This window comes from Staphylococcus arlettae (assembly GCF_002902345.1).
Classification (GTDB): domain Bacteria; phylum Bacillota; class Bacilli; order Staphylococcales; family Staphylococcaceae; genus Staphylococcus; species Staphylococcus arlettae.
On the sequence record NZ_PPQB01000005.1, the window covers coordinates 193,476 to 206,943 of the forward strand.

General features: G+C 32.8%; 10 protein-coding genes and 1 other annotated feature. Of the genes, 8 read left to right on the forward strand and 2 right to left on the reverse strand.

Annotation, left to right across the window (positions count from 1 at the left end; translation table 11 throughout):
* The 6 genes from ccsA to CD036_RS01110 form a co-directional block, all read left to right on the forward strand.
* Positions 1 to 468: cytochrome c biogenesis protein CcsA (ccsA, locus tag CD036_RS13240; protein WP_258027379.1), on the forward strand; the 468-nt coding region annotated here is incomplete at its 5' end.
* A 53-nt stretch (positions 469 to 521) separates the two neighbouring features.
* Positions 522 to 1,448, forward strand: coding sequence for a hydroxymethylbilane synthase (gene hemC, locus CD036_RS01090; protein ID WP_002510271.1), 927 nt, complete (start codon positions 522 to 524; stop codon positions 1,446 to 1,448).
* Positions 1,449 to 1,465: 17 nt separating this feature from the next.
* Positions 1,466 to 2,140, forward strand: a complete 675-nt coding sequence (locus CD036_RS01095; protein ID WP_002510272.1) for a uroporphyrinogen-III synthase — start codon at positions 1,466 to 1,468, stop codon at positions 2,138 to 2,140.
* Between the two features lies 1 nt (position 2,141).
* Entirely contained in the window at positions 2,142 to 3,119 is a 978-nt protein-coding gene (gene hemB / locus CD036_RS01100) for a porphobilinogen synthase (protein WP_002510273.1), read from the forward strand.
* A gap of 14 nt (positions 3,120 to 3,133) precedes the next feature.
* On the forward strand, positions 3,134 to 4,423 hold the full coding sequence (gene hemL, locus CD036_RS01105) for a glutamate-1-semialdehyde 2,1-aminomutase (RefSeq protein WP_103387829.1): 1,290 nt from the start codon (positions 3,134 to 3,136) through the stop codon (positions 4,421 to 4,423).
* 312 nt (positions 4,424 to 4,735) lie between these two features.
* Positions 4,736 to 5,815, forward strand: coding sequence for an AbrB family transcriptional regulator (locus CD036_RS01110; protein ID WP_103387830.1), 1,080 nt, complete (start codon positions 4,736 to 4,738; stop codon positions 5,813 to 5,815).
* A 122-nt stretch (positions 5,816 to 5,937) separates the two neighbouring features.
* Here the strand turns inward: CD036_RS01110 and CD036_RS01115 are convergent, their stop codons facing one another.
* Positions 5,938 to 6,516: a DNA-3-methyladenine glycosylase I gene (locus CD036_RS01115; RefSeq protein ID WP_103387831.1), complete on the reverse strand. Its 579-nt coding sequence runs from the start codon at positions 6,514 to 6,516 to the stop codon at positions 5,938 to 5,940.
* A 58-nt stretch (positions 6,517 to 6,574) separates the two neighbouring features.
* Positions 6,575 to 6,810, forward strand: a binding site (T-box leader).
* A gap of 39 nt (positions 6,811 to 6,849) precedes the next feature.
* Between CD036_RS01115 and CD036_RS01120 the strand changes: the two genes are divergently transcribed.
* Positions 6,850 to 9,480, forward strand: coding sequence for a valine--tRNA ligase (locus CD036_RS01120; protein ID WP_103387832.1), 2,631 nt, complete (start codon positions 6,850 to 6,852; stop codon positions 9,478 to 9,480).
* A gap of 11 nt (positions 9,481 to 9,491) precedes the next feature.
* Complete coding sequence (locus CD036_RS01125) at positions 9,492 to 10,754, forward strand: bifunctional folylpolyglutamate synthase/dihydrofolate synthase (protein WP_002510278.1); 1,263 nt, start codon at positions 9,492 to 9,494, stop codon at positions 10,752 to 10,754.
* Between the two features lie 725 nt (positions 10,755 to 11,479).
* Here CD036_RS01125 and CD036_RS01130 read toward each other — a convergent pair.
* The gene (locus CD036_RS01130) at positions 11,480 to 12,985 is read right to left on the reverse strand and encodes a glycosyltransferase (protein ID WP_103387833.1); all 1,506 of its coding nucleotides are present in this window, start codon (positions 12,983 to 12,985) and stop codon (positions 11,480 to 11,482) included.
* Positions 12,986 to 13,468 lie beyond the last annotated feature (483 nt).

Below are 13,468 nucleotides of genomic sequence, written 5' to 3' on the forward strand. Positions count from 1 at the left end.
TTGGAAAAAGGTCAAAAATTAACAATAATGAATGAATTATTAATTGTGCATATCGGTTTTGCAACGATAAGTTATGCCTTTTTTGCTTTGTCATTTGTAAACTGTATTTTATACTTATTACAATACAATAATTTAAAACACAAACGTTTTAATCAAAAATATTTTAGATTAGGCAGTGTAGCTACATTAGAACGCATAGTGTTTTATTGTTCATTAACAGGCTTCATATTATTAATTATCAGTTTAATCTTGGGTGTGCAATGGGGATTGAATACTATAGGTTATTCCATATTATATGATTCCAAAGTATTGTTTTCATTCATTATAGCCATTTTTTATGCACTTTATCTATTCTTCAGAATTAGACAATTAATAATGAAACACAAACTCGTTTACTTTAACGTTGTATTGTTTATATTATGTATGATTAATCTATTATTTGGTTCAAGTGTTTCTAGTTTTCATTAACTCGGTAAATCAGTAAAATTAAGATAGTGAAATAAGAAAAGGTGGTACGTAATATGCGTAAATTAATTGTTGGATCACGTAGAAGTAAACTTGCAATGACGCAGAGTCAGCAGTTTATAGACAAATTAAAAGCGATTGATCCGACGCTTGATATAGAAATTAAAGAAATTGTCACTAAAGGTGATAAAATTGTGGACAAGCAATTATCCAAAGTTGGTGGCAAAGGGTTATTTGTTAAGGAAATTCAAAATGAATTGTTTAATAAAGATATAGATATGGCTATTCATTCTTTAAAAGATGTGCCAAGCGTTATACCTGAAGGGCTAACTTTAGGATGTATTCCTGACAGAGAAATTCCTTTTGATGCATATATCGCCAAAAACCACGTTAAATTACAAGATTTACCAGCAGGTAGTATTGTCGGTACAAGTTCTTTACGTCGTGGTGCACAGATATTAGCACATTATCCAGAGCTAACTATTAAGTGGATACGAGGTAATATCGATACACGCTTAAATAAATTATATAACGAAGATTTTGATGCTATCTTGTTAGCAGCTGCTGGATTAAAACGTATGGGATGGTCAGATGACATTGTAACGACATATCTTGATAAAGACACGCTAATTCCCGCTATAGGTCAAGGTGCATTAGGTATCGAATGTCGTGCGGATGATACTGAATTATTGGAGTTATTACAACAAGTACACAACCAAGAAGTGGCAGATTGTGTAACTGCAGAGCGTACGTTTTTAAAAGCAATGGACGGTAGTTGTCAGGTACCTATAGGCGGATATGCGTCAATAAATGAGCAAAATGAAATTGAATTTACCGGTTTAATTATGTCACCAGATGGTAAAGAACGCTATGAACATACGGTCAGTGGTACAGATCCTGTAGCGTTAGGTGAACAAGTAAGTGAAGTGTTAAATGAACAAGGTGCTTATGAAATAATCAAAGCATTAAACGAAAATCAATAATCGTTTGAGGTGAAACTATGAAACCAGTTATTGTGATGACGCAAAGTAATCCATATACAAATCAACAAGCAACTATTATCCATAAACCTTTTATTAAGATAATACCTTTGCAATTTGATTTGACGGTACTTTCGTCACACTATGACTGGCTTATTTTTTCTTCCAAAAATGCGGTGAAATATTTTTATCCATATTTATCACAAGTAGCAGTTGATAATATAGCTGTTATTGGTGAAAAAACGGCCGATTATTGTCGGTCTTTGAATATCACTGTGGATTTTTGCCCTGAAGACTATTCTCAAGAAGGCTTTCTGGAGCGTTTTCCATTAACTAAAAATGATCAAATTTTGTTGCCATCAAGTGGTTTTGCTCGCCAGTTATTGCAACAAGAATTAAATCAACGCGGTGCAAATGTCACAAAGGTTGACTTATATAAACCTGTTTCGCATACTGAAAATATCAGTGAAGTCAAACAGTTGATTGCACAGGGAGAAGTAGATGCAGTGACTTTTGCGAGTTCTTCAGCTGTTAAATTTTATTTTCAAGATCCTGTTCCTCGTTCAAAAGTTGCTTATTATGTAATAGGACAACAAACTTATCATACAATTAAGCAATATGACGTTACAGCAAAAATTGCGTCTAAACAAACGTTAACAGCATTAGTACAAAAAGTATTAGAAAGTAGGGAGTAATATGCAATTTGATAGACATAGAAGACTTCGTTCTTCAAAAACGATGAGAAATTTAGTCAGTGAAACACATGTGAGAAAAGAGGATTTAATTTATCCCATATTTGTTGTTGAACGAGAAAATGTCAAAGAAGAAATCGTATCAATGCCTGGTGTGTTTCAATTGAGTTTAAATTTAGTTGAATCAGAAATAAAAGAAGCTTATGATCTTGGTGTCAGAGCATTTATGTTCTTCGGTGTACCTAATGAAAAAGATGAAGTCGGCTCTGGTGCGTATGATCACAATGGCATTGTCCAAGAAGCGACTAAAAAAGCAAAATCATTATATAGCGATATTCTTATCGTAGCGGATACTTGTTTATGTGAATATACTGATCACGGTCATTGTGGTGTCATTGATCCTGTTACGCATGATGTGGATAATGACCAATCATTGCCACTATTAGTTAAAACAGCAATTTCACAAGTTGAAGCAGGTGCAGATATTATTGCTCCAAGTAATATGATGGATGGGTTTGTTACAGCAATTCGCAAAGGATTAGATGAATCGGGTTACTACAATATTCCAATTATGAGTTACGGTATTAAATATGCATCAAGTTTCTTTGGTCCATTCCGTGATGCAGCGGAGTCAACACCTGAATTTGGAGATCGTAAAACGTATCAAATGGATCCAGCAAATCGTCGTGAAGCACTGCGTGAGCTAGATAGTGACTTAGCTGAAGGTGCAGATATGATGATTGTAAAACCTGCATTAAGCTTTTTAGATATTATCCGTGATGTGCGTAATACAACGAATGTTCCCGTTGTTGCATATAATGTTAGTGGTGAATATAGTATGACTAAAGCTGCTGCTTTAAATGGATGGATTGATGAGCAAGCAGTTGTAATGGAACAAATGATTTCAATGAAACGCGCAGGTGCTGACTTAATTATTACGTATTTTGCCAAAGACATTTGCCGTTATTTAGATGAACAATAAGGAGGAATTACCATATGCGTTATGAAAAATCAGAACAAGCCATGTCAGTAGCCGAAGATTTAATGCCAGGAGGCGTCAATAGTCCAGTACGAGCATTTAAATCTGTGGATACACCTGCAATTTTTATGGAGCGTGGTGAAGGTTCAAAAATATACGATATTGATGGTAATGAATACATCGATTATGTATTGAGTTGGGGACCGTTAATTCTAGGTCATAAAAATAAACAAGTCATTGATAAATTACATGAAGCAGTAGATCAAGGTACTAGTTTTGGTGCTTCTACGTTACAAGAAAATAAATTAGCACAATTAGTCATTGATCGTGTACCTTCAATTGAAAAGGTTCGTATGGTATCTTCTGGTACTGAAGCAACATTAGATACATTACGTTTAGCACGTGGATATACTGGACGTAATAAAATTGTTAAGTTTGAAGGTTGCTATCATGGTCATAGTGATTCATTACTCATTAAAGCTGGATCGGGTGTTGCTACTTTAGGATTGCCTGATTCACCTGGTGTACCTGAAGGCACAGCCAAAAATACAATTACAGTTCCTTATAATGATTTAGAAGCGATTCGTGTAGCTTTTGAACAATTTGGTGATGATATAGCAGGTGTGATCGTCGAACCTGTTGCCGGTAATATGGGAGTCGTACCACCAATAGAAGGATTTTTACAAGGTTTGAGAGACATTACCACTGAATACGGTTCGTTACTTATTTTTGATGAAGTAATGACAGGATTTAGAGTTGGTTATAATTGTGCGCAAGGTTATTTCAATGTTATACCGGATTTAACTTGCCTAGGTAAAGTAATTGGCGGTGGATTGCCAGTAGGAGCATTTGGTGGCAAAAAAGAAATTATGGATTACATTGCTCCGATGGGAGACATCTATCAAGCAGGAACACTTTCAGGTAATCCACTGGCAATGACAAGTGGTTATGAAACATTAAGCCAATTAACACCAGAATCATATGAATATTTTAATCATTTAGGTGATATGTTAGAAGCAGGTTTAACAGAAGTGTTTGAAAAACATAATGTACCAATTACGGTGAATAGAGCAGGCTCTATGATTGGTTATTTCTTAAACGCCGGACCTGTCACAAATTTTGAACAAGCAAATCAAAGTGATTTAGAGTTATTTAGTGCTATGTATAGAGAGATGGCGAAAGAAGGCATTTTCTTACCACCATCTCAATTTGAAGGAACATTTTTATCTATGGCACATAGTGAAGATGATATTAAATTTACAATTCAAGCATTTGATAATGCATTAAGTCGAATCGTTACTAAATAGCATTAAGTCAATTTTGTAGAAAATAGAATCAATAATATATTTAAGGAGTAAGTTCAGAATTATGGGTGATTCTGGTCTTACTCCTTTTTGCTGCAAGAAAATTCAGAGTTTTTACATAATTATTTTTTATCACTTATTGATAAATTGATAACTTTTACTTATGTATTTTTAGAAGTAATTCAAAATATAATATGGTCTTTAACGTAATTATTTTAATTATTACTATGATATAATTGAATTAAATAAGTGATTGTTAAACAGTGTTTAGTGAAATTGAAAAAGAATTGTTTTTTATGAAAGTTGTGAATATGTATGAATATAAAATTAAGAAATAATATTATCGTATTGATTTTAGCAATTACTTTTAGTTTGATTCTTCATGCAGCCAATATTTTACTGCCGTTTATGTTTGGTCCTATTCTTGCAGGTGTAGTGAGTATTAAATTTTTACGATTAGATGTGCAATGGCCTTTTTGGATTAGTCAGCTAGGTTTAATATTACTAGGTGTTCAAATAGGCTCTACTTTTACTGAAACAGTCATCTTTGATATTAAAAATGATTGGATGATTATTGTTACAATTACCGTACTTTTACTCGTGTTAGCCTTATTGATTGCGTATTTCTTTAAAAAAATTGCTAACGTCAATACTGAAACTGCAATTTTAAGTGTTATACCAGGTGCCTTGAGTCAAATGCTCATAATGGCAGAGGAAAATAAAAAGGCAAATATTATGGTTGTAAGTCTAACACAAACATCTCGAATTATATTTGTAGTAATTCTTGTACCATTTATTTCATACTTTTTTAAAGACCCAGTGACAACAGGCGCTAATGGTGCACAAGAAGTGCAACAAAAGCTTACTGAAACATTAACCTTTTCTAATGTTTTGGTGTTACTCATCGCTATTGCTGTAGTATATGCAATAATGAGTAAAATTAATTTTCCAACCAAGCAAATGTTAGCACCGATTTTAGTGTTAATTTGTTGGAATTTAATTACTGGTATAACATTCACGTTGGATAATCCAATAATTGCAGCAGCACAAGTAATGTATATGATTCGTATCGGTATTCAAATAGCAAAATTAATGGATCAAATGAAAGGTCGAATAGCATTAGCTATAGCATTACAAAATGTTCTGCTAATTATTTCATCATTTGTTATGGTTTATTTATTTACATTCGTGTCAAACCATTCTATTAATGACTTGTTTTTAGGAGCAGCACCTGGTGGAATGAGTCAAATTGTATTAGTTGCAATTGAAACCGGTGCAGATGTTGCGATGATTTCAAGTTATCATATCTTTAGAATATTCTTTATTTTATTCTTAATTGCACCCTTGATCAATCAATTCTTAAAGTATCTCGAGTATAAAAACAAACATAGCTGAATGATAGAATAATTAATTGTGTGACAAACACAAAAAAGAGCGTGGGCAATACGGATAGTATGCCACGCTCTTTTTTTGATTCATACATAAACAAGCCCTTTATCATACAAAAATATAATAAATTAACTGAATCCTTTACCTTTGTAGTACTTTGGATTATTAGGACAGTTTTCTAAGTGGGCATTATACAGCCCGGCTGCTTCTAAAAATGAATAAACTGTTACTGGTCCTAAAAATTTAAAACCGTATTTTTTTAACGTTTTTGATAATTCGGTAGCACGTTCATCGACCGTTTTACGATCTCCAGATTGTTTATAATGCAAATCGATAGGTTGATTATCAACGTATGACCATAAGAAGTCACTAAAGCTACTAAAATCACGTTCTATTTCTATATAACCTTTGGCTTGACCTATAATTGCTTCAATTTTTTTGCGATGATGAACAATATTTGGAAACGTCATAAGTTTATCTACATCATTATTAGTCATTTGTGCAATTTTATGGGGATCAAAATTATAAAAGGCAGCTTCATAGGCTTCTTTTTTCTTCAAAATAGTGAGCCATGATAATCCGGCATGTTGAGACTCTAAAGCTAATAATTTAAAAAGTTTTTTACTATCGTAAATTGGATGTCCCCATGCTTCATCATGATATTGCAAGTACAGTGCATCTTTAGTACCAAATGCACATTCATTCATAATTTTCACTCCATTTCATTGACTTATTTTTGTTTCCATTATACTATAATTAAGTAAAGAAAAAATGTCTATTGGGAAGAGTAGATGCTTCAGAATTTATAGAGAGTGCATGGTTGGTGAGAATGCATAGTTCGTAGTATTGAAGGTAGCCCACTATGAACTTTAACTGAAGGTCATCATTGATGACAGATAGGTTAAAGCGTGTTTGAGCGTTAATCATTAATTAAGTGCGTAAAATTTATGGATAATAAATTTTGCGAATTTAGGTGGTACCACGGTTAATCCGTCCTATTTTGATAGGGCGGTTTTTTTAATTTTTAAGGAGGAAAAAGAATGGAAATGAAACCTAAGTATAATCCCAATGAAGTAGAAGCAGGACGTTATGACCATTGGGTTGAAAACGGTTATTTTAAAGCGAGTGAAGATGATACAAAAGAAACATATACGATAGTTATCCCACCTCCAAATGTAACAGGGAAATTGCATTTAGGGCATGCTTGGGATACAACGTTACAAGATATTATTACGCGTATGAAACGTATGCAAGGTTACGATACTTTATATTTACCAGGAATGGACCATGCTGGTATAGCAACACAAGCTAAAGTAGAAGCTAAACTTAATGAACAAGGTATTTCTCGACATGATTTAGGCAGAGAGAAATTTATCGATCAGGTTTGGGATTGGAAAGAAGAATATGCTGGATTTATTAGACAGCAATGGGCAAAACTCGGTTTAGGCTTAGATTATTCAAGAGAACGTTTCACATTAGATGATGGTTTAAGTAAAGCCGTGAAAAAAGTCTTTGTTGATATGTATAACAAAGGTTTAATTTATCGTGGTGAATACATCATTAACTGGGATCCAATTGCTAAAACAGCATTATCTGATATTGAAGTTATCCATGAAGACGTTCAAGGTAAGTTTTATCATTTTAAATATCCTTATGCTGACGGAGATGGCTACATTGAAATAGCGACGACGCGACCAGAAACAATGCTTGGAGACACTGCTATTGTAGTAAACCCAAATGACGAGCGCTATAAAGATGTAATAGGCAAACATGTTATTTTACCAATTGTTGGTCGCGAGTTACCTATTTTAGCAGATGATTATGTAGATATAGAATTTGGTAGTGGTGCAATGAAAGTAACTCCTGCACATGACCCAAATGACTTTGAAATTGGTAATCGTCATGATTTAGAACGCATCGTTGTTATGGATGAAGCCGGTGTGATGAACGATAAAGCAGACAAATATGAAGGTTTAGACCGCTTTGATTGTCGTGAACAATTAGTTAAAGATTTACAGGCTGAAGATTTAGTCATTAAAATTGAAGAACACGAACATTCTGTAGGTCATTCAGAACGTTCAGGTGCTGTTGTTGAGCCTTATTTATCTACGCAATGGTTTGTAAAAATGAAACCACTTGCTGAGCAAGCACTAAATAATCAAGAAACAGACAATCGTATTGATTTTGTACCAGCCCGTTTTGAAAAAACATTTAATCGCTGGATGGAAGATATTAGAGATTGGACAATATCTCGTCAATTATGGTGGGGACACCAAATTCCAGCATGGTACCATAAAGAAACAGGTGAACTATTTGTATCTGAAGAGCCACCAGCAGATAGGGAAAATTGGATTCAGGATGAAGATGTATTGGATACTTGGTTCTCAAGTGCATTGTGGCCTTTCTCTACATTAGGGTGGCCAGATGTGGAGGCTAAAGATTTCCAACGCTATTTCCCGACAAATGCTTTAGTCACTGGCTATGACATTATCTTCTTCTGGGTAGCGCGTATGATTTTCCAAGGTCTTGAATTTACAGGCGAAAGACCATTCAATGACGTGCTATTACACGGTTTAGTACGTGCTGAAGATGGTCGTAAAATGAGTAAATCATTAGGAAATGGCGTCGATCCAATGGACGTTATTGATGAATATGGTGCAGATAGTTTACGCTATTTCTTAGCAACAGGTTCGTCACCAGGACATGATTTACGTTACTCTACTGAAAAAGTAGAATCCGTTTGGAACTTCATTAATAAAATTTGGAATGCCGCACGTTTCAGCATTATGAATATCGGAGACGATTTTACAGTAGAGCAAGTAGATCTATCTGGTAATTTATCATTGGCAGATAAATGGATTTTGACTCGCTTAAATGAAACGATTGAAAATGTAACACACTTAAGTGAAAAATATGAATTTGGTGAAGTTGGTAGAGCATTATATAGTTTCATTTGGGATGATTTCTGTGATTGGTATATTGAAATGAGTAAGATTCCTATGAATGGTGATGATGAAAGTCAAAAACAAACTACTCGTTCTGTATTGACGTATGTATTAGACAATACTATGAGAATGTTACATCCATTCATGCCTTTTGTAACGGAACAAATTTGGCAAAACTTACCACATGTTGGTGAGACGATTGTCCAAGCATCATGGCCAACTGTAACGGAAGCTCATGTGTATAATGACAGTAAAGAAACAATGGAACATTTAGTAGAGATAATAAAATCAGTACGTCAATCTCGACTTGAAGTTGACACACCATTATCAAAAGCAATTCCAATCTTTATTCAAGCTAAAGATGAAAACATCAAAGCGACTTTAGAAGAAAATGCATCATATTTAGATCGTTTCTGTCATCCAAGTGAATTAACGATTGAGCTAGATATTGCCATACCTGAAAAAGCGATGACGTCAGTAACTTCTGCTGGGGATGTTGTATTGCCATTAGAAGGCTTAATTGATATGGATAAAGAAATTGCTAGATTAGAAAAAGAATTAGAAAAATGGCAAAAAGAATTAGACCGTGTTAATAAGAAATTGGCGAACGAAAACTTTGTAAGTAAAGCACCCGAGAAAGTTATAAATGAAGAACGAGATAAAAAACAAACTTACCAAGAAAAATATGATGGTGTAAAATTAAGAATACAACAATTAAAAGCATAGGAGTCTTAACCATGAATTACCTAGATAGCTTATATTGGATACACGAACGGAATAAGTTTGGAATCAAACCAGGCGTAAAACGTATGGAATGGATGTTAGCCCAATTAAACAATCCACAAAACCATATTAAAGGCATTCATGTTGGTGGTACTAATGGTAAAGGGTCTACAGTCGCTTATATCCGTTCTGCACTTGTTGAGAACGGGTATGAGGTAGGCACATTTACTTCACCATTTATCGAAACATTTAATGAACGCATTAGTTTGAATGGTATGCCAATAAGCGATGATGAAATTGTAAAACTAGTAAATATTGTGAAACCTGTCAGTGAAGCTTTAGAAGTAGAAACTGACCTGGGCACTGCTACTGAATTTGAAATTATAACAACAATGATGTTTGTTTATTTTGGTCAACTACATCCTGTTGACATTGTTGTTGTAGAAGCGGGATTAGGCGTGAAAAATGATTCGACTAATGTTTTCAAACCACTACTATCCATTTTAACGAGCATTGGACTAGATCATGTTGATATTTTAGGTGATACATTTGCAGATATTGCTAGAGATAAAGGTGCAATAATCAAACCAAATACACCTGTTATTTATGCAGTTAAAAATGAAGAAGCAATTAAAATTATACGTGATTATGCTGAAGAGGCAGACGCTAAGGCAATTGAATTGGATCGCGACATTACTATTGTGTCAGAAGAAGATGAATTTACTTACAGATATAAAGATTATGAATTAGAAACATTAGTGCTAAATATGTTAGGTGAACACCAAAAAGAAAATGCTTCACTTGCCATTACCGCTTTAATTGAATTGAATGAAGCAGAAGTTGTAGATTTAGATTTTAATAAAATGATTGATGGTATCGAATCGGTAAGCTGGAGTGGACGCATTGAACAAGTTAAAGAGCAGCCCTTGATGATTGTAGATGGGGCGCATAATAACGAAAGCGTGCAAGCATTAGTGGAAACGATGAAAAACTACTATCACAGAGAGCATATGGATATTTTATTTTCGGCAGTTAAAAACAAACCGATTAATGAAATGTTAGATCAACTAAAACCTATAGCAAATAATTTATATATTACTGAATTTGATTTTCCTAAAGCATTACCAAAAGAAACTATAAGTGAAGAAGTTAACTATGAACATAAAGAACTTGTTGATGATTACGTATCATTTATAGAAAATTATGACGGCGATGGTTTGATAATTACAGGTAGTTTATATTTTATAAGCGAAGTAAAAGCTAAAGTTAGCTTTTAATAAGATGAACCCAAGACTTATTGATAGTCTTGGGTTTTTCAATGTGGTATAAGTGTTATTCAACATATAAAAACACTAGTGTTGCAGAATGTCGACAAAGTTCTTAAATTTGTTGGCAGTTTTTGTGCACGCTTTCCGCGGGCACTGCCTTAGCCTGTAGTCTGCGGCGAGCGCTATTCCCGCAGGAGTCGACTCAAAGCACTGCCAATATTACACAACAAATATTATAATATATAAATTAAACAGAAGTGTTGTTAAATAAAACAAATGATAAATGAGAACAATAAAAATTATTTCCATCTCTGTATGAGTTCCTAATAATCATTTATTTTGTAAATCGATGTGATAATTTGATTTAGATTTTGTTTCAAACTGTCAGAAAAGTTCTCAAATTTGTTGGCATTTTTGTGCACGCTTTCCGCGGGCACTGCCTTAACCTGTAGTCTGCGGCGAGTGCTATTCCCGCAAGAGTCGGCTCAAAGCATTTCCAATCTTTAGAAAAGCGTTAGGAGTACTAATATTTAAAGTCTGTGTACTGAGATACGACAAAAGTTTCTGTGACTAGTATGCTAATTTGTATTGTCATGAATCTTAAAAATTTAGTGTAAAAGGAGCAATTATGTCTGAAAGACCACTACTATTTTGAAAAACTATGTAAATAAAAATAAACAAACCCATCGCAAATTAATGCGAAAGGTTTGTTTACGACATGAAACACTTGTGTTTTAATATGAATATTCAATTGAGTCAAATAATTGTTTGTAATTCTGTTTAGCACTTTCAAAAGTTAATTCAGGTTTTGTGTGAACATTTTGTAATGGCTGTTCGATAATAAGTTTCATATATTTTGTTAATTCAGATATATTGTCCTGCTCTACAAGGTAACCATTTTTACCATGGTCAATAATTTCAGAAGGGCCATATCGTACATCATATGAAATGACTGGACAACCTACATTGATACTTTCCATAACAGATAATCCGAAGCCTTCAAACGAACTTGTTAATAATGAGGCTTTAGATTTTTGAAATTCCAATAATGGATTATTTGTAAATTCATTAATTTCAACATTATCTTGTAGCTCTAATTCCTCTATTAATTGTTCGACTTTCTGCTGTTGTCCAAATTCATCTCTACCATATATAGATAGTTTAGTAGTAAATCCATATTTTAAGAAATTATGATACGCGTATAAAATATGATTGATTTGTTTCTCTGCAGCTATTCGACCTATAAAAACAAAACGATCTAACTGCTCTACATTATCAGTAGATTGATGTGGTTTTATAAAATGTGGAATTATTGAAATTTTATCAGGATCAATGTTAGTAACATTGAGTATATCTGATTTTTGTTTTTCTGTTAGTAGTAAATATTGGGTAACCTTATGTGGATTTTCTAAAGCCATTTTATAAGATTGGTTTATTGTTTTATTGTCATCTAAATGGCTACTATGAACTACGAGTATATTTTTAGTTTTATTTTGTTGATTTAATAATGGTTTATCTAATAATCGTGCATCACAAAAGACAACATCATTATCGTTAAGTTTATTTTCAAAATAGTGTTGAAATAATTGTTTATACGTTTTGAAAGTTAAGTGTGGTCTGCCTTGTTTATACGTTTGTATGTAAATTAGTCTATTTTTTTCATTATCTTCGAACATCTTTGTACAATAAATATTTCCCTCTTTGTCAAAGAACTCTTCATAGATTCGTTTTTTACTATTAGGTGAGTAATGTAATTTTTTATGTAATACACCATAATTATTGTATTGCCAACGTTGAATTCTTTTTTTACTTATAGGTGACATAAAATCTTCAAATTCAAGTATGTTAGTATCTGCTTTAAATTTTCTATAAAGAACATAAGTATTATCGCTGCTATAATAACGCACTATATGTTTGGACTTAATCACTTCATGAGATAGTCCTTCAATATTAACTGGAGTTTCTATAAATGTTGGAGGGGTACCATCGTTATGCTCTGAACATGTGAGTAACTTGTAGTCAGCCAACCAATCATAGATATTATCATAACGTATATTGTCAGTTACTTTACCTTCTTCTAAAAATTTGCTGTACACATCATTATAATTAGCATTATAATTTGTAGTTAATATAGTAGTAGGTATATTTAAAGCTTGATCTAAAAACTTACTTCTTTCTAATAATGATTTCGTTCTTCCACCGTGTATCGGTGGTAATATTGATGTAACTGTGTATATCATTTGAAACCCCCTGTACCGTAACACAACTCTTAATCTAAAAAATATTACAATAAACAATGTAAAAAATACTTAGTATTATTTTTCGATTCTCCCATGAGTTATGCTTCTTTTTCTTTGCTACTAAAATATCGATTGCAATAACTGTAAAGTCTGATTTTGTAATAATTTTATTGCTATGTTTTATACTAAAAAATTGTGTAATGAGTGTTTGTCAATTAAAGTTATATAATAAAAATTACAATAATTCACAAATATCTACTAATTATTATCAGAATATTTACAAAGATTATATTGAAAATTATTTTAGGTTCATATTTTTATTATAGCAAACGATATAATAAACTGATATAGAAATAACACAATAATTTTATAAAATTATTCGATGATATAAATTTTAGTTGCATAATTTGAATTAGGAAAAATGTGTTGGAAAAATAATAATATGAGCCATAAATACTTATAGTTTTATTCAGATAATTAAAT

What these genes read in the sequence shown, in the direction of transcription:
- hemC (WP_002510271.1), top strand. Translation starts at nt 522, where the DNA reads ATGCGTAAATTAATTGTTGGATCACGTAGAAGTAAACTTGCAATGACG.
- CD036_RS01095 (WP_002510272.1), top strand. Translation starts at nt 1,466, where the DNA reads ATGAAACCAGTTATTGTGATGACGCAAAGTAATCCATATACAAATCAA.
- hemB (WP_002510273.1), top strand. Translation starts at nt 2,142, where the DNA reads ATGCAATTTGATAGACATAGAAGACTTCGTTCTTCAAAAACGATGAGA.
- hemL (WP_103387829.1), top strand. Translation starts at nt 3,134, where the DNA reads ATGCGTTATGAAAAATCAGAACAAGCCATGTCAGTAGCCGAAGATTTA.
- CD036_RS01110 (WP_103387830.1), top strand. Translation starts at nt 4,736, where the DNA reads ATGAATATAAAATTAAGAAATAATATTATCGTATTGATTTTAGCAATT.
- CD036_RS01115 (WP_103387831.1), bottom strand. Translation starts at nt 6,516, where the DNA reads ATGAATGAATGTGCATTTGGTACTAAAGATGCACTGTACTTGCAATAT.
- CD036_RS01120 (WP_103387832.1), top strand. Translation starts at nt 6,850, where the DNA reads ATGGAAATGAAACCTAAGTATAATCCCAATGAAGTAGAAGCAGGACGT.
- CD036_RS01125 (WP_002510278.1), top strand. Translation starts at nt 9,492, where the DNA reads ATGAATTACCTAGATAGCTTATATTGGATACACGAACGGAATAAGTTT.
- CD036_RS01130 (WP_103387833.1), bottom strand. Translation starts at nt 12,985, where the DNA reads ATGATATACACAGTTACATCAATATTACCACCGATACACGGTGGAAGA.